The 24,681-nt window shown below is 60.8% G+C and carries 22 protein-coding genes; 10 read left to right on the top strand and 12 right to left on the bottom strand.

Annotated elements, in window-relative coordinates; all coding sequences use genetic code 11:
* The first annotated feature begins 93 nt into the window (after nt 1–93).
* Complete coding sequence (locus FHW68_RS14250; RefSeq protein WP_183680918.1) at nt 94–1,500, top strand: adenosylmethionine--8-amino-7-oxononanoate transaminase; 1,407 nt, start codon at nt 94–96, stop codon at nt 1,498–1,500.
* Nucleotides 1,501–1,638: 138 nt separating this feature from the next.
* Complete coding sequence (locus FHW68_RS14245) at nt 1,639–2,358, top strand: 16S rRNA (uracil(1498)-N(3))-methyltransferase (protein WP_183680916.1); 720 nt, start codon at nt 1,639–1,641, stop codon at nt 2,356–2,358.
* Between the two features lie 124 nt (nt 2,359–2,482).
* On the opposite strand, the gene FHW68_RS14240 is transcribed toward FHW68_RS14245, so the two are convergent.
* Both FHW68_RS14240 and FHW68_RS14235 read right to left on the bottom strand, forming a co-directional pair.
* Nucleotides 2,483–3,385, bottom strand: coding sequence for a transporter substrate-binding domain-containing protein (locus FHW68_RS14240; RefSeq protein ID WP_183680914.1), 903 nt, complete (start codon nt 3,383–3,385; stop codon nt 2,483–2,485).
* 27 nt (nt 3,386–3,412) lie between these two features.
* Nucleotides 3,413–4,699 (bottom strand): D-amino acid dehydrogenase, encoded by a 1,287-nt coding sequence (locus FHW68_RS14235; RefSeq protein ID WP_183680989.1) that lies wholly within the window; start codon nt 4,697–4,699, stop codon nt 3,413–3,415.
* A 62-nt stretch (nt 4,700–4,761) separates the two neighbouring features.
* Between FHW68_RS14235 and FHW68_RS14230 the strand changes: the two genes are divergently transcribed.
* Nucleotides 4,762–5,670: a LysR substrate-binding domain-containing protein gene (locus FHW68_RS14230; protein ID WP_183680912.1), complete on the top strand. Its 909-nt coding sequence runs from the start codon at nt 4,762–4,764 to the stop codon at nt 5,668–5,670.
* A gap of 5 nt (nt 5,671–5,675) precedes the next feature.
* Here FHW68_RS14230 and trhA read toward each other — a convergent pair whose 3' ends face one another.
* From trhA to pilG, 9 genes are all read right to left on the bottom strand, one after another.
* The gene (gene trhA / locus FHW68_RS14225) at nt 5,676–6,293 is read right to left on the bottom strand and encodes a PAQR family membrane homeostasis protein TrhA (protein WP_183680910.1); all 618 of its coding nucleotides are present in this window, start codon (nt 6,291–6,293) and stop codon (nt 5,676–5,678) included.
* A gap of 208 nt (nt 6,294–6,501) precedes the next feature.
* A complete protein-coding gene (locus FHW68_RS14220) occupies nt 6,502–6,927 on the bottom strand; it encodes a hypothetical protein (RefSeq protein ID WP_183680908.1) in 426 nt (141 codons plus the stop codon).
* The gene (locus FHW68_RS14215) at nt 6,890–7,519 is read right to left on the bottom strand and encodes a nucleotidyltransferase domain-containing protein (RefSeq protein ID WP_183680906.1); all 630 of its coding nucleotides are present in this window, start codon (nt 7,517–7,519) and stop codon (nt 6,890–6,892) included. The genes FHW68_RS14220 and FHW68_RS14215 overlap by 38 nt, the downstream gene beginning before the upstream one ends.
* Nucleotides 7,520–7,872: 353 nt before the next feature.
* A complete protein-coding gene (locus tag FHW68_RS14210; protein WP_183680903.1) occupies nt 7,873–8,331 on the bottom strand; it encodes a chemotaxis protein CheW in 459 nt (152 codons plus the stop codon).
* Nucleotides 8,324–14,227: an Hpt domain-containing protein gene (locus tag FHW68_RS14205; protein ID WP_183680901.1), complete on the bottom strand. Its 5,904-nt coding sequence runs from the start codon at nt 14,225–14,227 to the stop codon at nt 8,324–8,326. The genes FHW68_RS14210 and FHW68_RS14205 overlap by 8 nt, the downstream gene beginning before the upstream one ends.
* A gap of 37 nt (nt 14,228–14,264) precedes the next feature.
* On the bottom strand, nt 14,265–16,313 hold the full coding sequence (locus FHW68_RS14200; protein WP_095633258.1) for a methyl-accepting chemotaxis protein: 2,049 nt from the start codon (nt 16,311–16,313) through the stop codon (nt 14,265–14,267).
* Nucleotides 16,314–16,436: 123 nt separating this feature from the next.
* Nucleotides 16,437–17,000 (bottom strand): chemotaxis protein CheW, encoded by a 564-nt coding sequence (locus tag FHW68_RS14195; RefSeq protein WP_095633257.1) that lies wholly within the window; start codon nt 16,998–17,000, stop codon nt 16,437–16,439.
* Nucleotides 17,001–17,010: 10 nt separating this feature from the next.
* Complete coding sequence (pilH, locus tag FHW68_RS14190; protein WP_007987790.1) at nt 17,011–17,376, bottom strand: twitching motility response regulator PilH; 366 nt, start codon at nt 17,374–17,376, stop codon at nt 17,011–17,013.
* 58 nt (nt 17,377–17,434) lie between these two features.
* Complete coding sequence (pilG, locus tag FHW68_RS14185) at nt 17,435–17,839, bottom strand: twitching motility response regulator PilG (RefSeq protein WP_095633256.1); 405 nt, start codon at nt 17,837–17,839, stop codon at nt 17,435–17,437.
* A 233-nt stretch (nt 17,840–18,072) separates the two neighbouring features.
* Here pilG and gshB point away from each other — a divergent pair, with 233 nt between their 5' ends.
* The 7 genes from gshB (at nt 18,073) to FHW68_RS14150 (ending at nt 24,097) form a co-directional block, all read left to right on the top strand.
* Entirely contained in the window at nt 18,073–19,044 is a 972-nt protein-coding gene (gene gshB / locus FHW68_RS14180) for a glutathione synthase (protein WP_095633255.1), read from the top strand.
* 106 nt (nt 19,045–19,150) lie between these two features.
* Nucleotides 19,151–20,050 (top strand): energy transducer TonB, encoded by a 900-nt coding sequence (locus FHW68_RS14175; RefSeq protein ID WP_095633254.1) that lies wholly within the window; start codon nt 19,151–19,153, stop codon nt 20,048–20,050.
* 134 nt (nt 20,051–20,184) lie between these two features.
* Complete coding sequence (locus FHW68_RS14170) at nt 20,185–20,757, top strand: YqgE/AlgH family protein (RefSeq protein ID WP_095633253.1); 573 nt, start codon at nt 20,185–20,187, stop codon at nt 20,755–20,757.
* Entirely contained in the window at nt 20,757–21,194 is a 438-nt protein-coding gene (gene ruvX, locus FHW68_RS14165; protein WP_008007435.1) for a Holliday junction resolvase RuvX, read from the top strand. Before FHW68_RS14170 ends, ruvX begins: the two co-directional genes overlap by 1 nt.
* A 99-nt stretch (nt 21,195–21,293) precedes the next feature.
* On the top strand, nt 21,294–21,797 hold the full coding sequence (pyrR, locus tag FHW68_RS14160) for a bifunctional pyr operon transcriptional regulator/uracil phosphoribosyltransferase PyrR (RefSeq protein WP_007897945.1): 504 nt from the start codon (nt 21,294–21,296) through the stop codon (nt 21,795–21,797).
* Nucleotides 21,798–21,824: 27 nt separating this feature from the next.
* Nucleotides 21,825–22,829: an aspartate carbamoyltransferase catalytic subunit gene (locus FHW68_RS14155; protein ID WP_007897943.1), complete on the top strand. Its 1,005-nt coding sequence runs from the start codon at nt 21,825–21,827 to the stop codon at nt 22,827–22,829.
* Nucleotides 22,826–24,097: a dihydroorotase gene (locus FHW68_RS14150; RefSeq protein WP_183680899.1), complete on the top strand. Its 1,272-nt coding sequence runs from the start codon at nt 22,826–22,828 to the stop codon at nt 24,095–24,097. The genes FHW68_RS14155 and FHW68_RS14150 overlap by 4 nt, the downstream gene beginning before the upstream one ends.
* A gap of 140 nt (nt 24,098–24,237) precedes the next feature.
* Here the strand turns inward: FHW68_RS14150 and FHW68_RS14145 are convergent, their stop codons facing one another.
* Nucleotides 24,238–24,657 carry a TM2 domain-containing protein gene (locus FHW68_RS14145; RefSeq protein ID WP_095633251.1) on the bottom strand — a complete coding sequence of 140 codons (420 nt, stop codon included), beginning with the start codon at nt 24,655–24,657 and terminating at the stop codon, nt 24,238–24,240.
* Nucleotides 24,658–24,681: the final 24 nt, after the last annotated feature.

Below are 24,681 nucleotides of genomic sequence, written 5' to 3'. Positions count from 1 at the left end.
TTGACACAATGGGTTGTCCCGATGACGCGCATTGCATAGGCTTGCGCGATTGTTTGCCCGCGCACCAAGCGAGCTGCCTCGAGGAGACTGAACATGGGCCTGAATAATCAGTGGATGCAACGCGATCTTTCGGTGTTGTGGCATCCCTGCACCCAGATGAAAGACCACGAACAGCTGCCGCTGATCCCGATCAAGCGCGGCGAAGGCGTCTGGCTGGAAGACTTCGAAGGCAAGCGCTACCTCGACGCAGTCAGCTCCTGGTGGGTCAATGTGTTCGGTCACGCCAACCCGCGGATCAACCAGCGCATCAAGGATCAGGTCGATCAGCTGGAACACGTGATCCTCGCCGGTTTCAGCCATCAGCCGGTGATCGAACTGTCGGAGCGTCTGGTGAAGATGACGCCTGAAGGCCTGACCCGGTGCTTCTACGCCGATAACGGTTCGTCATGCATCGAAGTCGCGCTGAAAATGAGCTTTCACTACTGGCTCAACCGCGGCCAGCCGAACAAGAAGCGCTTCGTCACCCTCACCAACGGATATCACGGTGAAACCATGGCGGCGATGGCGGTGGGCGATGTGCCGTTGTTCACCGAAACCTACAAAGCCCTGCTGATGGACACCATCAAGGTGCCGAGCCCCGATTGTTATCTGCGCCCCGAGGGCATGAGCTGGGAAGAACACTCGCGCAACATGTTCGCCGCCATGGAGCAGACCCTGGCCGACAACCACGACACCGTGGCTGCCGTGATTCTGGAGCCGCTGATTCAGGGCGCCGGTGGGATGCGCATGTATCATCCGGTGTACCTGAAGTTGCTGCGCGACGCCTGCGATCGTTATGGCGTGCACTTGATTCATGATGAAATCGCCGTCGGTTTCGGCCGCACCGGAACGATGTTCGCCTGCGAACAGGCCGGCATCCGTCCTGACTTCCTCTGCCTGTCCAAGGCCCTGACCGGCGGTTACCTGCCGTTGGCGGCGGTGCTGACCACCGATGAGGTCTACAGCGCCTTCTACGATGACTACCCGACCTTGCGCGCCTTCCTGCATTCCCACAGCTACACCGGCAATCCGCTGGCATGCGCGGCGGCATTGGCGACGCTGGATATCTTCGAAGAAGACAACGTCATCGAGAACAACAAGGCCCTGGCTCAACGCATGGCCTCCTCCACCGCGCACCTGGTTGACCACCCGAATGTTGCCGAAGTGCGTCAGACCGGCATGGTGCTGGCCATCGAGATGGTCAAGGACAAAGCCAGCAAGACCGCTTACCCGTGGCAGGAGCGTCGCGGTTTGAGGGTGTTCCAGCATGCACTGGAGCGTGGTGCATTACTGCGGCCGCTGGGCAGCGTGGTGTATTTCCTGCCGCCGTACGTGATTACCCCCGAGCAGATCGATTTTCTGGCCGAAGTGGCCAGCGAAGGCATCGACCTCGCCACCCGTGACAGCATCAGCGTGGCAGTGCCAAAGGACTTTCATCCGGGCTACCGTGATCCGGGCTAGTTTCTCTCGTTCCCACGCTCTGCGTGGGGACGCAGCCGGGGACGCTCTGCGTCCCAAAAGCGGACGCGGAGCGTCCGGTGAGGCATTCCCACGCAGAGCGTGGGAACGATCAGTTCAGACGAATTACAGAGACCATTGATGAGACTGTCCCGCTTCTTTATCGACGCCCCCTTGAGCATCGGCGAACACGAGCTTCCCGAGGCTCAGGCGCATTACATCAGCCGCGTGCTGCGCATGGCCGAGGGTGATGCGGTGCAATTGTTCGACGGTTCGGGCCATGAGTTTCGCGGCACGCTGGCGGACGTCGGCAAGAAGCGCGTCGTGGTGAGAATCGATGAACGCTTTGCCGGGCAGGTCGAGTCGTCGCTTGCGGTCCATCTCGGCCAGGGTTTGTCCCGTGGCGAGCGGATGGACTGGGCGATTCAGAAAGCCACCGAACTGGGGGTCAGCGAAATCACGCCGATCTTCACCGACCGCTGCGAAGTTCGCCTCAAGGACGAGCGCGCCGACAAACGCCTGATGCACTGGCGTCAGGTGGCGATCAGCGCTTGCGAGCAGTGCGGGCGTTCATCGGTGCCGGTGATTCACCCACCGCTGCTGTTGGCCGACTGGTTGAAGCAGACGGAAGCCGAATTGAAGCTGGTGTTGCACCCGGTGGCCGAGCCGCTGGTGAGCCATGCGAAGCCGGCGACACTGGCGTTTCTGATCGGCCCGGAAGGCGGGTTGTCCGACACTGAAGTCGAGCAGGCCAAGGCAGGCGGTTTCCACGCCGCCCGCCTCGGCCCTCGCGTATTGCGCACCGAAACCGCGCCGGTGGTCGCGTTGGCGGTGGCTCAACAGTTGTGGGGCGACTTCTAGGTTTGATCGTTCCCACGCTCTGCGTGGGAATGCAGCCCGGGACGCTCCGCGCCCCATCAAAAGCCGAACGCGGAGCGTTTGTAGCGGCATTCCCACGCAGAGCGTGGGAACGATCTTTCAGGAACTATTGCACCGGATCACTCACCGGCTTCGCAATGATCGCTTTCAACTCGCTGGTCATCGGAAACTCAAGATTCAAACCTTTAGGCGGAATCGGCTGCTGGAACCAGCGGTTGTAGATACTGTTGATTTCCCCTGAGCTATACAAATCAGCAAGCGTCGAATTCACCAGTTCGAGAAATTGCGGATCGCCCTTGCGCACCATGCAACTGTAGATTTCCCGTGATTGCTCCTCGCCCACCACCACCCACTTATGCGGATCGTGGGCCTTGGCGCGCTCACCGTAAAGCAATGCATCGTCCATGTAGAACGCCGCCGCCCGCCCTGACTGCAGCATCTGGAAGGCTTCGCCGTGGTCCTTGGCGCTGATCACGAACATGTCGATCTTGTGATCGACGTTGTAGCTCTTCAGAAACCGCTCATTGGTGGTGCCGGCGGTGGTCACCACGTTCTTGCCGCGCAGGTCGGCGAAGCGCTTGATGCCGCTGTCCTTCGCCGTGAGCAACTGCCCCTTCACGTAGATGAACCCATAGGAAAACGCCACTTGCCGCATGCGCTCGGCAGTCACGCCGGTGGAGCCGCATTCAAGGTCGACCGTGCCGTTCTGCACCAGTGGAATGCGTGTTTGCGAGGTCACCAGGGTGTACTTCACCTGCAAATCCGGCAGTTCAAGCTTCTGCTTGATGCGCTCGACAATCTTGCTCGCCAGGTCCACCGAATAGCCCATCGGCTGCCCCGTGTGATCACCCACATAAGAGAACGGCACCGATGCATCGCGATAGCCCAGCGTGATGCTCCTGGCATTGGCGACCTTGTTCAGCGTGCCGGTCAGCGGCGCTTCATTGGCCTGGACCTGACTGGTGAGCAGCAGGCCGAGTGTGCAGCCGATCAACGTGATTGTTTGCATTGTTATTCTCCGTTGTGGGTTAAGCGTTTAGCAGCGAGCGGGGCCGAGCCCCTGCATTTCAATCGAGGGCGCGCGTTGGGCAATCAACTCACTCAGCAGCCGCGCGCTACCGCAGGCCAAAGTGAAACCCAGGGCGCCATGCCCGAGGTTGAGCCAGAGGTTGCGGTACGCCGTGGCGCCAATCAATGGCACGCCGCTGGGGGTCGCCGGGCGCATGCCGGCCCATTCAATGGCAGCGTCGTAATCGCCGGCATTGGGCAAGGTTTCCTGGGCCTGGCGTTTGATCAGCGCCAGACGCTTGGGATCGAGCGCCGGGTCGAAGCCGACAATGTCGACCATTGCCGCCACCCGCAGTTGTGCCCCGATGCGGGCGTAAACGATTTTGCGGTTGTAATCGGTGATGCTCAGCTCTGGCGCGCGGTGTTCGGCGCGGATCGGCAGGGTCAGGCTGTAGCCCTTGAGCGGGTACAGCGGCAGGTTCATACCCGGCAACGCCAGCGCCGGGCTGCGATGACCGGCAGCGATCACCAATTGCTCGACCGGTAATACCTGCGCGCCCATTTCGATGGCCTGCACCGCGCCGTCGCCGTGGCGAATGCCGGTGACCGTGTGCCCCGGCAAAAACTCGCAACGCCCCGACGCCTTGAGCCGGGCCACCAGTTGCAGGCAGAACCCATGGCAATCGGCGACTTCTTCATCGGGCGTGTAGATCGCGCCCACAAACGGCGCCTCGGCGAGTGCCGGCTCCAGCTGTGCGCACTCGGTCCGGGACAACACCTGTTGCTGTTGCGGATCAGCCAGACTGTGGCGCGCATGCTCGAAGCTTGCGGCTTCACGAAACGTCACCAGTTTGCCGTTGCGCCGCCAATTAAAACCGTCGAGGCGATCTTCGTCGCGCCAGCCTTGCAGCGTGGCCTGGCTCAGCAGCGCCAAGCGCAGCAGGTGTGCGCCGTTGCGCTGATTCACCGAACGCCGGCAGGCCGCCAGAAAGGACGCCATCCAGCGCCATTGCGCCGGGTCCAGGCGCGGACGCAGTTTCAAGGGCGAATCAGCGCGCAACATCCAGCCCAGCGCCTGCAACGGTACGCCGGCATCAGCCAGTGGCGCGACATAGCGGTAGGACAACTGGCCGCCGTTGGCGAAACTGGTTTCGCTGGCAAACGAATCCCTGGCCTCGATCAGCGTCACATCGATGCCGTCGCGCACCAGTGCGTAAGCCGTCGTCAGCCCGATGACGCCGCCACCGATGATGCAAACCCGCTGAGCCATGTCAGTCCTTAAGCGTTGTTGGAACGTACTTGAGGTTAGGACCAGGTGACAGCCGTTGAACAATGCATAAAGATGCCTTACCCATAAACAAAGGTTATGGACTTGTCATGCGACTGCGACACATCGAGATTTTTCAGGCCATCCGCCAGACCGGTTCGGTCAGTGGCGCCGCTCAATTGCTGCACGTGTCGCAGCCGGCGGTGAGCAAAGTGCTGCAACACGCCGAACAGCAACTGGGCTTTCCATTATTCCTGCGGGTGCGCGGTAAATTGCAGCCGACGCCCGAAGCCCTGGAGCTTGAGCGCGAGGTCGACAAGGTCAGCGAAAGCCTGCAAGGCGTGCGACGTCTGGCCCAGAGCCTGCGCCGCGAGCCGGGCCACAGTGTACGAATCGGTGCGATCCCGGCGCTGGCCTTGTCGCTGCTGCCGCCGGCGATCAACGAATGGACGCAACGCTACCCGCAAATCGCCTGCGAACTGTCCAGCGCCCACAGCCGCGAGCTGATGCAGAACCTGCTGATGCGCGAAGTGGATCTCGCCCTGACGCTGCAACTGCCGGATCATCCTGGCCTGAAGGCCCAGGTTTTGGCCTGCGGGGTTTTGGTAGCGCTGGCACCGTTGGGCTATTGGCGCGATGACGTCCTGAGCCAGCCGCTGCCGTTGAGCGAACTGGCCGGCGCACCGCTGATCGGCCTGTCCAGCGCTGACCCGCTGGCCGCCCGACTCGACAGCTACCTTGAAGCGGTCAATCCAGCGCCAAAGATCCGCATCGCGGTGCAGACCTATTCGCTGGCGCGGGCGATGGTGGAATCCGGGGCCGGTTTGGCGGTAATCGACCCGTTCACCGCACTCGGCGCGTCTGCCGCCACCACGGCGATTCGACCGCTGACGCCGGCGTTGCCCATCACGCTGTACGGGGTAACCCGCGCCGACGAATCACCGCCTCACACCTTGAACGATTTGTTGCAGGTGTTCAGCCGACAGGCGCAGGCGCAGTTGGATCGCTTAATCCCGTGATGGCCTCAGAGGACATAAAACAGAATCGCCACAAAGTGCAGCACGCTCCCGGCAATCACAAACAAATGCCAGACCCCATGGGCATGTCGCAGGCGATGGTCGAGGGCAAAAAAGATGATCCCCACGGTGTACAGCACCCCGCCCGACGCCAGCCAGGCAAAGCCGACAGGCCCCAACGCCGCCAGTAATGGCTTGACCGCCACCAGCACGATCCAGCCCATCACCGCATAAATCACGATCGACAGGATCCGCGCTTCCGAGCGGGGTTTGATCTCTTGCAGGATGCCGATCAGCGCCAGCCCCCAGACGATCCCGAACAAGGTCCAGCCCCACGGCCCGCGCAGGGTCACCAGGCAAAACGGAGTGTAGCTGCCGGCAATCAGCAGGTAGATCGAAAAGTGATCGACCTTCTGCATGATCGCTTTCTTGCGCCCGCGTACGCTGTGGTACACAGTCGAAGCGCTGTAGAGCACCAGCAAGGTGAACGCATAAATCGCCACACTGACGATCTTCCACGGGCTGCCATCCATACTGGCAATCACCAGCAGCCACACGCCCCCGACAAACGCCGCCACCGCCCCGACCAGATGCGTCCAGGCGTTCAATCTTTCCCCGTGATACATGTGTTGCTCACCTCGAAATTTGTTGCCGCATCACGCAAGGCTCAAGCCTTGAGACTAAAAGCGCAATGTTTCAGAACAGGTCAGGGTAATGGTTGGCCGTGCCGACGCCATCGCGAGCAGGCTCCCACATTGGAACGCGCCCCCCTGTGGGAGCGAGCCTGCTCGCGATGGGGCCATACACAATCCCCGCAGTTTCAATGACGGAGCATTACAGTCCGGTCATCTGCTGCTGCACACGAATTTTTAGCTGCGCGGTGCTTTCCAATAGCTGCGCCAACAACGCCGGATCTTCATCCATATAGCCTTCGTACTCCGCCAGGTTCCGTCGCTCATGACACAGGGCGAATAGCCGAACCTGTACTTTGCCAACATCAGCGGTATGAACGAGGCACTGAAACACCAGATATCGCTTGTCTGAACGGTAGCCGCACAAGCGAAGCGCCGTCAGTGCAAGGGCATGGGCAGCGTTGTAAGCCAGGTCGAAACGACTCGCGAAGGAAAGCGAAGACGTTTGTGCGTCTTTCAATCGGTCCACTGCCGAACGCATCAGTCCTTCGCATTCCTTGTGATCCGGCGGTTCGGCTTTCAGTCCACCGCTACGTAACAGGTTTTCCAGGTTCTCGTTGCTGCCCATCCTTGGACTCCAAAGGGTTTCCCCCCATCAGATTGATCTTGTCCTGCTGCGCTACCCGCACGACGAAACTATTCTCAGCCGCCAGTTTTGCGGCCCAGTCGTCGGGGGTGTAGAGCGTCGGGTTGAGGACGCGGCCCAACTGCTCTTCCATCGGCATGAGCCGCTCCATCACTTCACTGTAGTGCAGGCCCTCGCCGATCAGCATGAGATCAATGTCACTGGATGCGTTTGCCTGATCCTTGGCGATAGAGCCGTACACAAATGCCCAAGTGATCTGTTTGGCAAAAGGTTGGAGCGCCTGACGCAGAGGCTCGGCAATACCAAAGGTTTTGCGGGCGATGCCCAGCAGTTCCACATAGATCGGGCAGTCGGGATTGGCTTGATAGTGGGTCTGATTGCCCTGACGGCTCATGGTCAGCACGCCTGCCCGCTGCAACCGATCCAGCTCGCGCATGAGGCTGCCTTTACCCACTTGAGCCCAGCGGGCGATCTCGTTGGCGTAAAAGCTTTGGTCGGGTTTACCAAATAGCAGGCCAAGCACTTTTTGCTGGGTGGTGGTGAACAAGGCTTCGCTTAGTGACAGGTTTTTCACGGCAACCACCGATAAGTCCCAAAAAAGGAACGATAGGTCCCTTTTTGGGAATCTTCAACCTGATGCAGAAACCTTTGTGGCAAGGGCTTGTTGGAAGGTCCGACAGCTTGGGGTTTTGTGTTTAAAAGTTTGTCCGCAGGAACAGTGAGAGGCTACGCAGCCTGGCGTCGCTGCCTACAGCAATGCCGGAACCCGCCGACTGGTGCGGTTTTGCGTTGGTCTTGCGCCATTGCGTTTAACGCCGAAGATCGTTCCCACGCTCCGCGTGGGAATGCAGCCCGGGACGCTCTGCGTCCCAAAAAGCCGAACGCGGAGCGTCCGTTGAGGCATTCCCACGCGGAGCGTGAGAACGATCAATGGGCTAACCCTGCTGTAACAAGCAACTCTTCCAACGCCAACAAATTCGGCACCTTGGCCACTTGCTCACCCACCTGCACCGCCGCCTGCTCCAGCGCGCACAACGGCACATCGACATAACTCAACTGACTGTCGAGCTTGTAAGACCGCGGAATCCCCTGCACCAGCAACGCAATGAACTTCAGCTCAGGCCGCCCGCCGAGGGCGTTGAGGATGACAATCCGTGCTCGCTCACCGATCACCACTTTGTTGCCACACGCCGACTCGAAACTGAGTAATGGAATTTGCCGCTCCCGCCACGTCACCCGCCCCAGATACCAAGGCGGTGTGTCGAGGTCGAAGGTGCCGGACTGGTAATCAATGAGCTCGGCGACAGCAACGTTGGGCAGGATGAGGTTGCGATCAGCCAAGGGCAATAAAAGCCCTGTGAGGTTGCTGGAGCGGTGTTCATGCATGGGTTTTGCTCCACCGGGCGATGCTGTCGAGCAGAACCGATTCCTGATACGGCTTGCCGAGGTAGTCGTTGACCCCGATGGCCATGGCGCGGTCGCGGTGTTTCTGGCCGGTGCGGGAGGTGATCATGATGATGGGCAGATGCCGCAAGCGCTCGTCCGCGCGCACCTGAGTCGCCACTTCGAAGCCGTCCATGCGCGGCATTTCGATGTCCAGCAGCATCAGGTCGGGCCTGTGTTCTTCCAGCAGCAACATGGCGTCGACACCGTCCTTGGCCGTCAGCACGTTCATGCCGTGGCGTTCCAGCAAACGGCTGGTGACCTTGCGCACAGTGACCGAATCATCGACCACCAGCACCAGCAACGGCCGTTGCGAGTCAGGCTCTACGTCCGGCGTCACCGGTTGTTGCGGCATTCGCGCTTGCATGGCGCGGATCGGCGCCAGCAAGTCGAGAATCAGCACCACCCGGCCATCGCCCAAAATCGTCGCGCCAGACAAACCCTGCACCGCAGCGAACTGCGGGCCAAGGCTTTTGACCACGATTTCCCGGGTGCCGGCCATGGCATCCACTTGCACCGCGACGTGCCGTTCATTGCATTGCACCAGCAACACGGGTAACGGCAGGCTCTGGCCCAGCAGTTTCGGACGGGAGCTGGTTTTCAGCAATTCACCGAGATAGCACAACTCATAACGTTGCCCGGCGTATTCATAGGTCGGCGGATCGAGCCGGTAATGCCCTTCGAGTTCGCTGGGCAGTACCCGCACGATGCCGTCGATGGTGTTCAGCGGGATTGCGTATTGATCCTCCCCACAGTGCACCATCAGCGCGCGGTTGACCGACACGGTGAACGGCAGGCGAATCCGGAAATGCACGCCCTGCCCCGGCACAGAGTCGATGCTCATGCTGCCACCGAGCTGCCGGACTTCTTCGTGAACCACGTCCATGCCCACGCCACGCCCGGAGATCTGGGTGATTTTTTCGGCGGTGGAGAACCCCGGTTGCAGGATGAATTGCAGCACGTCGCGGTCGCTGATGTCGCTGTCCGGGTCGAGCAATCCGCGCTTGATCGCCTTGCGCCGCACAGCATCCAGCGGCACACCGGCACCGTCGTCGCGGATGTCGAAAATGATGTCGCCACCCTCTCGGGACAAATCCAGGGTGATCTTGCCTTGGGCCGGTTTACCCGCCGCGATTCGCATCTCGGCCGATTCCAGCCCATGGTCAACGGCGTTGCGCAGCATGTGTTCCAGGGGCGCTGCCATGCGTTCAAGAACGTTGCGGTCCATCTCGCCTTCGGCGTTGCCAACGACGAAGTCCACGTCCTTGCCCAGTTCGCTGGCGACCTGCCGCACGATGCGTTTCAAACGCGGCAGCATCCGCTCGAACGGCACCATGCGCGTGCGCATCAGGCCTTCCTGCAATTCGGTGTTGATGCGGCCCTGCTGTTGCAGCAGGTTTTCCGCGTCGTGATTGCGCCGCTCAAGGGTTTCCTTGAGGTCGAGCAGGTCGGAGGCGGATTCGAACAGCGCTCGCGACAGCTGTTGCAGCTGCGAGTGACGGTCCATCTCCAGTGGATCGAACTCTTCGTAACCCAGGCGCTCGGCTTCGACTTGCTGACGGCTGAGAATCCGCCCCTGGGTTTCGGTATCGAGGCGGCGCAACTGGTCGCGCATGCGCTCGATGGTGGTTTCCATCTCGCTCAACGCCACCCGCGCATCGTTGACCTGTTGCTCGATGCGCCCGCGAAAGATTGAAGTTTCCCCGGCCAGGTTAACCAGGTCGTCGAGCAACTCCGCCGAGACCTTGACCGTGTCGGTGCCTTCCGGTTGCAGCGCGGTTGGCTCGGTCTTGGGCGCTATGGGCAGGGCCACGGGGGCCAATGTTTGGGGCGCTGCCGGATGGCTGAAATTCTTGATCGCATCGATCAGCCGATCGGCCGGCGGCAATGGCTGACTGGCGCGGGTGGCGTCGAGCATCTGCGCCAGTCGGTCATGGCTGCGTTGCAACAGCGAGAACAGCTCGGCGGTGGGTTGCAGCACGCCTGCCGACAAGCCTTCGTAGAGAAATTCCAGTTCGTGGGCCAGGTCGCCAATCGGCGCGATTTCAACCATTCGTGCGCCACCCTTGAGGGTGTGCAGATCGCGCAACAGGGTTTCCACTTCCTGGCGATTCGACGGCTCGGCCTGCCAGCGCAACAGGGCCGCGCCGGAGTTTTCAATGATGTCGAAACCTTCCTCGAGGAAGATCTCCAGAAGCTCGGGGTCATGGCCCGTGGAGTCATTGCTGACCGCTGGCTCGATCATCTCGGCGCTGCCGGCATTGCCCTGGCGGAATTCACGAATGGCCGCGATCAACTCACCCGGATCACCCAACGGACGGTTGTGCTGCAACTGATCAAGGAACAGGGCCAGTCGGTCATGGCTCTGTAGCAGCAATGGCACCAGCGCTTCGCTGTGGCTGTAACGGCGGTCCACCAGGCCTTCGTAAAGGTTTTCCAGTTCATGGGCCAGATCGCCGACCGGCTCGACCTCGGCCATTCGCGCACCGCCCTTGAGGGTATGCAGATCGCGCTGCAAGGACGACAGCGGCGCGGCGTTGTCCGGTTCATTCAGCCAGCGCTGCAAAACCTGACCGGCGTTCTCGAGAATATCCACCGCCTCTTCAAGGAAGATCGAAACGATTTCGTCGTCCAGCTCCACCTGTGTCGTGCTCTGCTCCAGCTCGGCGGTGACGCTGCCCAGTTCGCGGATGCTCAAGGTGCGACTGCCGTCACTGCGGATCAGGCCCATGGAGGATGGATCGAGACTCTCATCGAGTAAGCCGCGCAGGGCACGCACCCGCTGCGGTTGCGCCGTGACTTCCTGGCCGGCGGCCAGTTCGTCGAGCATGTTGATCAGCGCTTCATGGGCGCTTTGCGCTTCGTGGAAAAACCTGTCGCTGACCGCCAGGCTGCTTTCTTCCACCGCGCCATACAGGTCGAGCAAGGCTTCGCAGAGCTCATCCACCGGATGCAGATCGGCCAGGTGCGCGCCTTCGCCCAGGGTGGTCAGTTCGTCCAGTAGCGCGCTGAGTTCCTGTCGCTCGCCGGGATGTTGCTGCCAGCGCTGCAACAGGCTTTCGGCGTCCAGCAGGATGTCCATGCCCTGGGCGAGGAAGTTGTTGATCAGTTGCGGATCGCGCTTGATCCGCAGCTTCGTATTGGGCGCGCTCAACAGGCTTTGCAGACGCTCGGCCAGCAATGCCTGGGTTCGCTCGACCAGTGAGCGAGCGTCGGGTATTTCGGCCAGCGGATCGCTCTTGAGCTGTCGCAGCCCAAGCCGGAATAACCCTTCGGCTTCCAGCAGCAATTCGACTTCGTCCAGATCAAAGGCTATTCGGTGGGCTTTGTATTCCCGGGCCAGTTGATCCAAGGGCGCCGCCAGCTCGGCGATCGGCAGTACTCCGGCCATCGAGGCGCTGCCTTTGAGCGTGTGCAACGCCCGCTGCAACTCGTCGCTGGCCTGAAGCGGTACATGCTCGGCGGCTTGGTCAAGGAAGCGATTGAGGCTGCTCAAATGGGTTTCGGCTTCGTTGCGGAAGATCTCCAGCAACAGTGGGTCGAGTCCCGTGACGTCCTGCACGTTCTCATCGGACACCGGCTTGTCACCCTTGGCGAGGGCATGGGCGCGGGCGGCCAACTGATCGACATCGCTGCGCTGGCGCTGGGCGTTGGCGGCAAACTCGGCCACCAGTTCCGGCAACAGCTTCAGCGCATCGCCCACCAGTTGCTGCACCGCAGGCCCTGGCGCAACGCTGTGTTCCAGTACGCGATTGAGCAGGTTTTCCACCGCCCAGGCCAACTCACCGAGTACCAGCGCGCGGACCATCCGGCCACTGCCTTTGAGGGTGTGGAAGGCACGACGCAATTCACTCAAGACCGATGTGCTGTCGGGGCTGGCCGACCAGCGTGGCAAATACTCTTCGAGGATTTCCAGCACCTCGTCCGTCTCTTCGAGGAACACGTCCCGCAGGTCATCGTCCACCGGTTCTTCACCGGCGGGCGGCGGTAACAGGCTACCCGGCGTGGTCAGGGCCGGCGGGTTGACGGACGAGAGCGGGCTGGCCAGTACATCGGCCAGAGACTGAACGGTTTCGGGGTCGTCGAGTTCCTGTATGTCCTGCATGACCCGCGCTTCACTGGGGCTGAGCACATCCTTGAGCATCGGCACCTGCTGTTCAATGGGGAAGAAACCGAGTGAGGCCAGACCTTTTTCCGCAACATCGAGCAGGTGTTCCCCCGGCGCTTCGGGGTCATCGCTGAGGCGCTCCAGGTAATACTCGATGCCGGTGATGACGTCAGCCAGGCTGTCCAGTTGCTGCCAGCCGGGTTGGCCCGGGTCCACCAGCAGATGCTCGCGAATAAAGCCGTTGCAGGTTTCGACCAGGCTCGCCGCGCGGGCCAGCGGAATCATCGCCAACGCACCGCGCACCTGGGTCAGCAACGCCGGCAAGGGTTGCAAATGCTGGCGATCCCAGTCGGCGTCGATGTAGTCGACGATCATGTCCTTGGCCTGTTGCAGGCAAATGCGCGCTTCCTTGATCACGATCTGGTGGATCTGTGTCAGGTCGGTGGTCGGCAGACGGCTGTCTTCCTGGCTTTGCGGCTCCACGGTGCCGACCATGCCGGCCAGGGTCGCTTCGACGTAGAGCAAAGCCCCGGCGACGTCCATGAGGGTCGCGTCGTTGGGTTCACGCTGGCCTTGGGCAAGGCTCAGCACCACCGCCAGTTGATCGATGATGACCTTGCGTGGCTGGCCGAAACCGAGTACCGCCAGGGTGTCGGCGATTTGTCGCAGTGGCGCCAGCAGGCTTTCGAGGTCCGAGGCGTGCTGGCGGTCGCTGCGCACGAACAAGTCCAGGCGCTCCTTGACCCGCACCAGCTCTTCGCACAGCGCCGACAATACCGAGCGCATGGCGTCGCGGTCAGGGCCGGCCAGCCGTGCCCGTTCTTCATCGACCATCGCGCCGTCGGGTAGCGCGTCGTCAAGTGAGTAGCGATCTTTCATGGTCAGCATCTGCCCGGTGGGGTGTTCGGCCTTGGCAATATAGAACAACAAACTCTTGAGCAGCTGCGGCGGTGCCGGTTGATTGATACCAGGCATGCCGTGCTCGAGCAGACGCTTGAGCTCTTTATCGGTGTCCTTGAACAGGCTGCGCAACGCCGGGCTATTGGCGATCGAGCCATTGCGCATGCCCTCGACCAGCGCCGAAGCGACTTGCCACAATGGGCTCAGCGGCGCATTGGCGCACAGCGCTTCGAGGCGCGCAAACACCCGGGCCAGATAACCGAAGTGGGTTTCGTCATCCTGTTCGCGCAACAAACCGACCAGGGCCATCTGCAGCATCTGCCGCAATTTGCGCAGCACATTGGGCAAATCGGCCGGTTCCAGCAGCGCCAGGGCTTCCTGGCTCAGGGGCGCCAGCTGTGGCAGTTGCGGGTTGAACAGGCTGGTTTCCGACAACAGGCTTTCGCCACGGGCACTGCGCAGATCATTGATCAACGGCAACACGACCAGAGGCGAATCGCGACGGGCACCCTGCACCCGGTCCAGGTACGTCGGCAATTGCCCCAGGGCATGCAACAACAGATGGATCGCCTCGTCACGATGGCTGACGCGGTTCTGCTGCACGGCGCCGGTCAACTGCTCGATTTCTTCGGCGAGCAGGGCCGCGCCGTAGAATTCGACCATCTGCAAACTACCGTGAACCTGATGGACACAGGCCAGACACTCGCTCAGCGCCTGCGTCGCCTGCGGGTCGTCGATCAGGGTTTCGATTGCCTGATGAGCCTGCTTCAGCGTTTCGGCAATCTCGCCTTTGACCCACTCAAGGGCCACATAGTCGTGCCGATCACCCATAACCACTCCAATCAAGATGCATCCGCCCAGAGGCGGTTCAAGCGTTGTCCGCAGACTTGGCCGGCAAGGTGAAACCGGACACCGAACGTCGCAGCTGGCTGGCCATCTTCGCCAGGTTGCCAATGCTCTCGGCGGTGGCGGTGGAGCCGGACGAGGTCTGCGTAGTGATCTGCTGGATCACGTTCATCGTCAGGGAAATCTGGCCGGCGGACGAAGTCTGTTGCTGCGCGGCATTGGAAATACTCTGGATCAATGCCGCAAGGATCTTCGATACACCTTCGATTTCTTCCAGGGCCACCCCGGCATCCTGCGCCAGACGTGCGCCGCGCACTACTTCGGTGGTGGTCTGCTCCATGGAAATCACCGCTTCGTTGGTGTCGGCCTGAATCGCCCGCACCAGCGTTTCGATCTGCCGGGTCGCCGCGGACGAACGCTCGGCCAGACGCTGGACTTCATCGGCTACCACCGCAAAACCGCGCCCGGCATCGCCAGCCATGGAGGCCTGAATCGCCGCGTTGAGGGCGAGGATGTTGGTCTGATCGGCAATGTCATCGATCAGGCTGACAATGTCGCCGATTTCCTGAGAGGACTCACCCAACCGCTTGATGCGCTTGGCGGTGTCCTGGATCTGCTCGCGAATATTGTCCATGCCATGAATGGTGTTGTGCACCACTTCGTTGCCCTTGTTGGCGATTTCCACCGAGCGTTCGGCCACCGCAGAGGATTCGGCGGCGTTGGCCGAGACCTGATCGATGGACCGGGCCATGTCATTGATGGCCGTGGAGGCTTCGCAAATCTGCTGCGCCTGATGCTCCGAGGCCTGGGCCAGGTGCATGGCGGTGGCCTGGGTTTCCTGCACGGCGGCGGCGACCTGCCCGGCGGTGAGGTTGATGGTCGCCACCAAATCGCGCAATTGGTCGACGGAATAGTTGATCGAATCCGCGATGGTCCCGGTGAAGTCTTCGGTCACCGAGGCGGTCACGGTCAGGTCGCCGTCGGCAAGGTCTTCGATTTCGTCCAGCAAACGCATGATCGCGTTCTGGTTGCGCTCGTTCTTTTCGGCGGTTTCACGCAGTTGACGGTTGGTTTCACGCACCATCACCAGGCCGATGAGGATGATCGACATCAGCGCCAGCAAGGCCAGTACATAACCACCGATCGTGCCGGTGTTGCGCCCGCCAGCGAGGTTTTCGAAACGGCTGGCCAATTGCGAAGCCTCATCGAGCAGGGTTTGCGACAGGGTAAAAATGTTGGTGGCCGATTCACGGACCTTGAACAGTTGCGGCGACGTTTCGAGGATTTCATCCACCGAACCGGATACGAATTCGAACAGCTCGGAAATCTCGGTCAACCGGGCGCGCGCGTCGCGGTCTTCGACCTGGCTGATTTTCAGCGCCGCGTTGCCTTGAAGCATGCCGTTGAGCACCAGGCCGAAACGCGCCGCGTCGCGACCGAAAGCGTCGGCCGCCTGCTGCGAATTTTCATCGCCCGACAGCACGGTGTTCACCGCACCAAGAATCCGCTCGGCCAGCAGCGTCTGACGCTGGGCCACCGCCACCTGAGTGGCGGGGGCACCACGTTGCAAGAGGGTTTCGACGACTTTTTCATATTCGACCTGCAACTGCGGCACGGTTTCGGCCAGGGTCGCGGCGACTTGATGCAAGGACAACACGGTCTGCTCGCTGGAGAGGATGGCGTCGGTATTTTTCAGCAGACGCTCCCAATCCAGCTGTACGGCGCGCATTTCCGGGCGCACGGTGGACGGTGCCGGCGGCAGGCCGGTGGAGGGATCGCCTTTCTTCAGGTAGCCCCAACGCTGGGCGAAGTCATTGCGTGCATCGCTGAGCAACTTGAACGCCGCGGCCTTGCCGGCGGCGGCTTCGGTGGCGTTCTTGGCGATGCGTTGGGACAGCACGCGCAACTCACCGGCGTGGCCAATGTACTGTTTGTCGTAATTCGCCTGGGTGTTGAGGTACGCGAAGTTGGCGAACAGCAGCATGATGAAGACGATCAATGCGATGAACAGCGCAATGATCTGCGCCCGGCTGCGCGACCCTTCTGGCTTGTCTGTCTTTGCTTTTATCATCGGTCCTCGCCTGCCCTGCTTAATTCACCCAATGCCCTTGTAGGAGCGAGGCTTGCCCGCGAAGCAGGCGCTGCGGTCCCGCAGGAACACCGCGTTATCATTCTTCGCGGGCAAGCCTCGCTCCTACAGGATTGCAGCGTCGCCCCGCGCTACGTTCATGAAGCTCTGCGACTGCGCCAACGCAAACGGGCTGAAAACCTGCCAATTCTGCTCACGCTCAAACCGGCCCTGGATGAACGGTGCAATCGCGCCGTTCAAGGTATCTGCCGGTTCCAGGCTGTCCTGGGCAAAGTGCTGCAAGCCGAAGACCTCATCGACCATCAGCCCTGCAAACACGTCGTTGTGTTCCACCACCAATATTCGCCGTTGCTTGCGCAAAGGCCGTTCATGGCCGGGCTCGTAGCCATAAAAAAAGCCATGCAAATCCATGATCGGCAGCAGGCGCCCCCGCAGGTTCGCCACGCCCTTGACCCAGGGCTTGACCCCCGGCAATTGGGTAACGCGCGGTTCGTGCAGGACTTCGCTGACTTCACGCATGGGTGCGACGTACCAATGCTCACCCAAACGAAAGCCGATGCCGCTCCAGCGGTCCTGTCGGGTCGGCTGGGACGGCAAGTCCGCCGCCAGCAGACGACAGCGCTGGTCTATCTGCAGCAGCAATTCGAAAGCCGTCAGCGACTCGGTCATGGCCGAACGATCAACCGGCCAGCACGTTATTCAGGGTCTTGATCAGGGTGTCTTCGTCGACCGGTTTGGTCAGATAGTCCCTGGCGCCCTGGCGCGTGCCCCAGACTTTATCGGTTTCCTGATCCTTGGTGGTGATGATGATCACTGGAATGTGCCCGGTTTCCGGGTCTTTGGTCAGCTGACGAGTCGCCTGGAAACCGTTAAGGCCGGGCATGACGATGTCCATCAGCACTGCGTCGGGTTTTTCCTGGCGGGCCAGGGCCACGCCGTCGGCGCCGTTTTCAGCTTTCAACACTTCATGACCGTGCTTTTCGAGCATGCCGGTCAGTTTGTACATTTCGGTCGGCGAGTCATCGACGATCAGAATACGTGCCATGGTCTTCCCCATTTCTTGTCGACACCAGGCCCCATGGCCGAGCATCACTGTGCGTGTCTTACTGCGGCGAAACGGCGGTGAAGCCCGGAACATGGGCCTGAATCGCGTTCAGCAGTTCTTCCTTGCTGAAAGGCTTGGTCAAAAACTGGTCGGAACCGACAATCCGTCCCTTGGCCTTGTCGAACAACCCGTCCCTGGACGACAGCATAATCACTGGCGTGGACTTGAACGCACTGTTGTTCTTGATTAAAGCGCAGGTCTGATAACCATCCAGACGCGGCATCATGATGTCGACAAAGATGATGCCGGGGTGATTGTCGGCAATCTTGGCCAGGGCATCGAAACCATCGATTGCGGTGATGACTTCACAGCCCACATTTTTCAACAGCGTTTCGGCGGTGCGACGAATCGTTTTCGAATCATCGATCACCATGACCTTCAAGGCGCTGGAATGCTGTTCCATAGTGGCTCTACCGTCGCCTTTGTGAATCAAATTGTCCCTCTACGGGCAGTCGAGGGCTCGAAACCCTTATTGATCAAGGGCCAGCACGACATGCCAGCCTTTTTAGCACAGTCTCCCCATCCGATCTATCGGGCGACCCTGGCGGTGGTTTTTCCTTGACCGGGAACCCGCTCAGCGCCACTCTGACGCCACTTTTTCACAACGCTTTTCACCCCAATTTCGAGGAAAACCCCATGAGCGTTCGCGTCGGGATTGTCATGGATCCTATCGCCAGCATCTCCTATAAAAAGGATAGTTCGCTGGCCATGCTACTGGCCGCGCAAAAGCGTGGCTGGGAACTGTTCTATATGGAACAGCGCGATTTGTATCAGGCCGAAGGCCAGGCTCGCGGGCGGATGCGTCCGCTGAAGGTATTCGCCAACCCGGAAAAATGGTTTGAGCTGGGCGCCGAAAGCGACGCGCTGCTGAGCGATCTGGACGTGATCCTGATGCGCAAGGATCCGCCGTTCGACATGGAGTTCGTCTACTCCACGTATTTGCTGGAACAAGCGGAAAATGCGGGTGTACTGGTGGTCAACAAGCCGCAAAGCCTGCGTGACTGCAACGAAAAGCTGTTCGCCACGTTGTTCCCGCAGTGCACGCCACCGACCATCGTCAGCCGTCGTCCGGATGTGTTGCGTGAATTCGCCGATCATCATGGTGATGTGATTCTCAAGCCGCTGGACGGCATGGGCGGCTCATCGATTTTCCGCCACACCGCGGGCCACCCGAACCTGTCGGTGATCCTCGAAACCCTGACCTTGCATGGCCGTCAGCAAATCATGATCCAGGGTTACCTGCCGGCGATCGTTGATGGCGACAAGCGCATCCTGATGATCGACGGCGAGCCGGTGGATTACTGCCTGGCCCGGATTCCCGCGCTCGGTGAAACCCGTGGCAACCTCGCCGCCGGTGGTCGTGGCGAAGCCCGACCGCTGACCGAGAAAGATCGCTGGATCGCCGCGCAAGTCGGCCCGACCCTGCGTGAGAAGGGCTTGCTGTTCGTCGGTCTCGACGTGATCGGTGAGCATCTGACCGAAATCAACGTCACCAGCCCGACCTGTATTCGCGAGATCGATAACGCGTTCGGCACCGACATTGGTGGCCTTCTGATGGATGCCATAGAGAAAAAGCTGCAAGTTGCAAGCCTCAAGCCGCAAGCTTGAAGTACGCGGCATACAGCTTGTCGCTTGAAACTTGTAGCTTGAAGCTAAAAACCAACATTGCGTTATCATGCCGGGCTCGTGAAAAACTCTATGTTGGTTTTTGGTTATGACACTTCCGTCCGATCTGCCCCCTGAACTCGCCTACCGTGGCGTGCGTCCGGCTGATCGCCTCGGTTTCACCCTGTTTCTGGCGGCGCTGATTCACCTGGCCTTGCTGTTGGGCGTCGGGTTCTCCATGGTCGAACCCAAGCAAATCAGCAAAACCCTGGAAATTACCCTCGCCACGTTCAAAAGCGAAAAGAAGCCTGCGAAAGCTGACTTTCTCGCCCAGGAAAATCAGGAAGGCAGTGGCACCCTGGAAAAAAAGGCGACGCCCAAGACCACCGAGGTCGCGCCCTTCCAGGACAACAAGGTGCAGCCAGTCACCCCACCGCCAACCGCCACGCCGCCAGTGCCGGAAGCCGCCCCCAAGGCAGCCGTGACGACTGTCGCGCCGAAACCGAAAAAAACCGCGACCAAGCGCGAAGAGATCAAGACCGAGACCAAACCCAAGGTCGTGGCGCCTACCTTCGACAGCGCGCAGTTGTCCAGCGACATCGCCAGCCTGGAGGCGGAACTGGCCAGTGAACAACAGCTGTATGCCAAGCGCCCGCGCATTCACCGTTTGAGCGCCGCGTCGACCATGCGCGACAAGGGTGCCTGGTACAAAGATGAATGGCGCAAAAAGGTCGAGCGCATCGGCAACCTCAACTATCCCGATGAAGCCCGGCGCAAACAGATTTACGGCAATTTGCGACTGATGGTCTCGATCAATCGCGACGGCTCGTTGTATGAAGTGCTGGTGCTGGAATCGTCCGGCCAGCCGCTGCTGGACCAGGCGGCGCAGCGCATCGTAAGGCTCGCGGCGCCGTTTGCACCGTTCACCGGGGATCTGTCGGACATTGATCGTCTGGAAATCATTCGCACGTGGAAGTTTGCCCGTGGGGACCGGTTGTCCAGTAATTGACCGAAAATCAAAAGATCGCAGCCTTCGGCAGCTCCTACAGATGTACACATTTCAATGTAGGAGCTGCCGAAGGCTGCGATCTTTTGACTTGCTTCGGCTTGTCAGTTTGCCCCTCCAACGCCACACTAGCGCTCATGAAGAACGTCAGCCCCAGCTACCTCAAGCATCACTTCCTGATCGCCATGCCTCACATGGCCGACCCGAACTTTGCGCACACCTTGACCTATATCGTCGAGCACACGGCCAATGGAGCCATGGGGCTGGTGGTCAACCGCCCGCAGGACTTGAACCTGGCCGATATCCTCGAGCAATTGCGCCCCGAAATCGAACCGCCGGTACTCTGCCAGCATGTGCCCATCTTCATGGGTGGCCCGGTGCAAACCGATCGCGGTTTTGTCCTGCACCCGTCGGGAAAAACCTATCAGGCAACCGTTGATCTGGACGGCGAGTTGTCGCTGTCGACTTCGCAGGATGTGCTGTTCGCCATTGCCGACGGCGTTGGCCCCACGAAAAGTGTGATCACCCTCGGCTACGCCGGCTGGGAAGCCGGGCAACTGGAAGCCGAACTGGCCGACAACGCCTGGCTGACCTGCCCGTTCAACGCCGACATCCTGTTCAATACCAGCAGCGAATTACGCCTTGAAGCGGCGGCCAGGCATCTGGGCATCAATCTCAGTCTGCTCACCAGCCAGGCAGGGCACGCCTGATGGCCCTGCGGCTGATTCTGGGTTTCGATTACGGCACCAAACAGATCGGCGTTGCGGTCGGCCAGGTGATTACCGGGCAGGCCCGTGAGCTGTGCACCTTGAAGGCGCAAAACGGCATTCCGGACTGGAATCAGGTCGAAGCCCTGATTAAAGAGTGGAAACCCGACGCCGTGGTGGTCGGCCTGCCGCTGAACATGGACGGCACGCCGAGCGACATGTGCCTGCGGGCCGAGAAGTTCGCCCGACGCCTGAACGGCCGCTACAACCTGCCCTTTTATACCCATGACGAGCGCCTGACCACCTTCGAGGCCAAGGGCGAACGCCTGGTCCGTGGCGGCCAGAAAGGCAGTTACCGCGACAACCCGGTCGATGCCATCGCCGCCGCTCTGCTGTTGCAGGGCTGGCTTGACGAAAACAGCGCATTGTTCGAATCCTGACCGCACCTAATTCTGAAGAGCCGCTGCGGCGACTCCCTTAGCGACAACCCGAGCCACCTCTCAAGCAGCATTTGGCTGGGGACAAAGAAGGAGCAAACCATGAGCCTGCCCAATCCCGCCGAACTGATCAGCCAGATGGCGATCCGTCTGAAGGCTTATCTGGAAAACCGTGGCATCAGTGAACCGCGCTATATCGGTATTCGGACCGGTGGCGTCTGGGTCGCGCAGGCATTGCTCGATGAACTGGGCAGCGATTCGCCACTGGGCACGCTGGACGTTTCGTTCTACCGCGACGACTTCAGCCAGAACGGCCTGCATCCACAAGTACGCCCATCGGCGCTGCCGTTCGAGATCGAAGGCCAGCACCTGGTGCTGATCGATGACGTGCTGATGAGCGGTCGGACCATCCGCGCGGCGATGAACGAGCTCTTCGATTACGGTCGCCCGGCCAGCGTCACGCTGGTATGCCTGCTGGACCTGGACGCCGGTGAGCTGCCGATCCGCCCGAACGTGGTCGGCGCGACGCTGTCGCTGGCGGCCCACGAACGCGTGAAACTGTCCGGCCCGGAACTCAAGCTCGAGCTTCAAGACCTCGCCCTTTAATTCGCCCTATTGAGAGTCCCCCTCGCGATGACGCCTCTAGAAACCAAGCGCCCGCTGCAGCTCAATGATCAGGGCCAGCTGCGCCACTTCCTCTCGCTCGACGGTTTGCGCCGCGAGTTGCTGACGGAAATCCTCGACACCGCCGACTCGTTCCTCGAAGTCGGCGCCCGGGCGGTGAAGAAAGTCCCGTTGCTGCGCGGCAAGACCGTGTGCAACGTGTTCTTCGAGAACTCCACCCGCACCCGCACCACCTTCGAACTGGCGGCCCAGCGGCTGTCGGCCGATGTGATCACTTTGAACGTGTCCACGTCGTCGGCGAGCAAGGGCGAAACCCTGCTCGACACCCTGCGCAACCTGGAAGCCATGGCCGCCGACATGTTCGTCGTGCGTCACGGGGATTCCGGCGCGGCGCACTTCATTGCCGAGCATGTCTGCCCGCAGGTGGCGATCATCAACGGCGGCGACGGCCGTCACGCCCACCCGACCCAGGGCATGCTCGACATGCTCACTATTCGTCGGCACAAGGGCGGCTTCGAAAACCTTTCGGTGGCCATCGTCGGCGACATCCTGCATTCGCGGGTAGCGCGCTCGAACATGCTGGCCCTGAAAACCCTTGGCTGCCCGGACATTCGCGTGATTGCGCCGAAAACCCTGTTGCCGATCGGCATCGAGCAATACGGTGTGAAGGTTTACACCGACATGACCGAAGGCCTGAAGGACGTCGATGTGGTGATCATGCTGCGCCTGCAGCGTGAACGCATGACCGGCGGCCTGCTGCCGAGCGAAGGCGAGTTCTATCGCCTGTTCGGCCTGACCACCGCGCGCCTGGCCGGCGCCAAACCCGATTGCATCGTCATGCACCCGGGGCCGATCAACCGCGGGGTAGAAATTGAGTCGGCGGTGGCCGATGGCCCACACTCGGTGATCCTCAACCAGGTGACCTACGGCATCGCGATTCGTATGGCTGTGCTGTCCATGGCCATGAGCGGGCAAACAGCCCAGCGCCAATTCGAGCAGGAGAACGCCCAGTGAAGCTCAGCATTCTCGGCGCACGCGTTATCGATCCGGCCAGCGGCCTGGATCAAGTGACTGATATCCACGTTGAAGCCTGCAAGATCGTCGCCCTCGGCGCCGCTCCAGCGGGTTTCGTTGCAGTAGACACCATCGACGCCAAAGGTCTGGTGGCCGCCCCCGGCCTGGTTGACCTGAACGTCGCCTTGCGCGAGCCGGGTTACAGCCGCAAAGGCTCGATCGCCAGCGAAACCCGCGCAGCGGCGGCCGGTGGCGTGACCAGCCTGTGCTGCCCACCGAAAACCAAACCGGTGCTGGACACCTCGGCCGTGGCCGAATTGATCCTCGACCGCGCCCGCGAAGCCGGCAACACCAAGGTCTTCCCGATTGGCGCCTTGAGCAAAGGCCTGGACGGCGAACAGCTGGCCGAACTGGTCGCCTTGCGCGATGCCGGCTGCGTGGCCTTCGGCAACGGTCTGGAGAGCTTTCGCAACACCCGCACCCTGTGCCGGGCGCTGGAATATGCAGCGACGTTCGACCTGACGGTGATTTTCAACTCGCAAGACCATGATCTGGCAGAAGGTGGCTTGGCTCACGAAGGCCCGACGGCAAGTTTCCTCGGTTTGCCGGGCATTCCGGAAACCGCTGAAACCGTGGCCCTGGCCCGGGATCTGCTGCTGGTCGAGCAAAGCGGCGTGCGTGCGCACTTCAGCCAGCTCACCAGCGCTCGCGGTGTGGCACTGATCGCTCAGGCCCAGGCCCGTGGCCTGAAGGTCACGGCGGACGTGGCGTTGTATCAACTGATCCTCACCGACGAAGCGCTGATCGACTTCAGCAGCCTCTATCACGTGCAGCCGCCGCTGCGCACCCGCGCCGACCGCGACGGCCTGCGGGCAGCGGTGAAGTCGGGGGTGGTGTCGGCCATCTCCAGCCATCACCAGCCCCATGAGCGCGATGCCAAACTGGCGCCGTTCGGTGCGACCGAGCCGGGTATCAGCAGTGTTGAACTGCTGCTGCCGCTGGCGATGACCCTGGTGGAAGACGGTTTGCTGGATCTGCCAACGCTGCTCGCACGCTTGAGCACCGGCCCTGCCGACGCGTTGCGTTTACCAGCGGGCAAATTGGCGGTGGGAGGGCCGGCAGATATCGTGCTGTTCGACCCTGCGGCCTCGACCGTGGCCGGTGAAAACTGGTTGTCGAAGGGCGAAAACTGCCCGTTCATTGGCCATAGCTTGCCGGGTGTGGTGCGTTACACCCTGGTGGATGGACGGATCAGTCACCAGGCGTAAACCTGTGGCGAGGGGGCTTGCCCCCGTTCGGCTGCGTAGCAGTCGCAAATCAGCAATGGAGTTCTGTCTGAAGGAATGCGGTTGCCAATAATGGGGCCGCTTCGCAGCCCAACGGGGGCAAGCCCCCTCGCCACAATTAATCAGCGGTTCTGCGCATTGCGAATAGACACCTGGTCATTCAACGTCCAGAAGTCATACAACACTCCCAGAAAGAACAACCCGCCTGTCACCAGGTACAGCAACCCGCTGATCCATTTCCCCTGATACATCCGGTGCACACCGAAGACCCCGAGAAACGTCAGCAGAATCCACGCCACGTTGTATTCGATGGGTCCAGCGGTAAAGCGCAGGTCCGCTTCGCGGTCCATGGATGGGATCAGAAACAGGTCGATCAACCAGCCGATACCCAGCAAACCCAAGGTAAAAAACCAGATCGTCCCGGTCACCGGTTTGCCGTAATAGAAGCGGTGAGCCCCGGTAAAACCGAAAATCCACAACAGATAACCAATCACTTTGCTGTGTGTGTCTTGCTTTGAAACGGGGTGTTGATAGGGGTTCATTGATGACCTCGACTCACACGATAG

It is taken from the genome of Pseudomonas sp. Tn43, assembly GCF_014192635.1.
GTDB lineage: Bacteria > Pseudomonadota > Gammaproteobacteria > Pseudomonadales > Pseudomonadaceae > Aquipseudomonas.
The sequence above is the reverse complement of the archived record's forward strand: the minus strand, read 5'-3'. Positions and strand labels throughout refer to the sequence as shown.

Coding starts and splice junctions, on each gene's coding strand:
- FHW68_RS14250 (WP_183680918.1), top strand. CDS start 94: ATGGGCCTGAATAATCAGTGGATGCAACGCGATCTTTCGGTGTTGTGG.
- FHW68_RS14245 (WP_183680916.1), top strand. CDS start 1,639: ATGAGACTGTCCCGCTTCTTTATCGACGCCCCCTTGAGCATCGGCGAA.
- FHW68_RS14240 (WP_183680914.1), bottom strand. CDS start 3,385: ATGCAAACAATCACGTTGATCGGCTGCACACTCGGCCTGCTGCTCACC.
- FHW68_RS14230 (WP_183680912.1), top strand. CDS start 4,762: ATGCGACTGCGACACATCGAGATTTTTCAGGCCATCCGCCAGACCGGT.
- trhA (WP_183680910.1), bottom strand. CDS start 6,293: ATGTATCACGGGGAAAGATTGAACGCCTGGACGCATCTGGTCGGGGCG.
- FHW68_RS14220 (WP_183680908.1), bottom strand. CDS start 6,927: ATGGGCAGCAACGAGAACCTGGAAAACCTGTTACGTAGCGGTGGACTG.
- FHW68_RS14210 (WP_183680903.1), bottom strand. CDS start 8,331: ATGCATGAACACCGCTCCAGCAACCTCACAGGGCTTTTATTGCCCTTG.
- FHW68_RS14205 (WP_183680901.1), bottom strand. CDS start 14,227: ATGGGTGATCGGCACGACTATGTGGCCCTTGAGTGGGTCAAAGGCGAG.
- FHW68_RS14200 (WP_095633258.1), bottom strand. CDS start 16,313: ATGATAAAAGCAAAGACAGACAAGCCAGAAGGGTCGCGCAGCCGGGCG.
- FHW68_RS14195 (WP_095633257.1), bottom strand. CDS start 17,000: ATGACCGAGTCGCTGACGGCTTTCGAATTGCTGCTGCAGATAGACCAG.
- pilH (WP_007987790.1), bottom strand. CDS start 17,376: ATGGCACGTATTCTGATCGTCGATGACTCGCCGACCGAAATGTACAAA.
- pilG (WP_095633256.1), bottom strand. CDS start 17,839: ATGGAACAGCATTCCAGCGCCTTGAAGGTCATGGTGATCGATGATTCG.
- gshB (WP_095633255.1), top strand. CDS start 18,073: ATGAGCGTTCGCGTCGGGATTGTCATGGATCCTATCGCCAGCATCTCC.
- FHW68_RS14175 (WP_095633254.1), top strand. CDS start 19,151: ATGACACTTCCGTCCGATCTGCCCCCTGAACTCGCCTACCGTGGCGTG.
- FHW68_RS14170 (WP_095633253.1), top strand. CDS start 20,185: ATGAAGAACGTCAGCCCCAGCTACCTCAAGCATCACTTCCTGATCGCC.
- ruvX (WP_008007435.1), top strand. CDS start 20,757: ATGGCCCTGCGGCTGATTCTGGGTTTCGATTACGGCACCAAACAGATC.
- pyrR (WP_007897945.1), top strand. CDS start 21,294: ATGAGCCTGCCCAATCCCGCCGAACTGATCAGCCAGATGGCGATCCGT.
- FHW68_RS14155 (WP_007897943.1), top strand. CDS start 21,825: ATGACGCCTCTAGAAACCAAGCGCCCGCTGCAGCTCAATGATCAGGGC.
- FHW68_RS14145 (WP_095633251.1), bottom strand. CDS start 24,657: ATGAACCCCTATCAACACCCCGTTTCAAAGCAAGACACACACAGCAAA.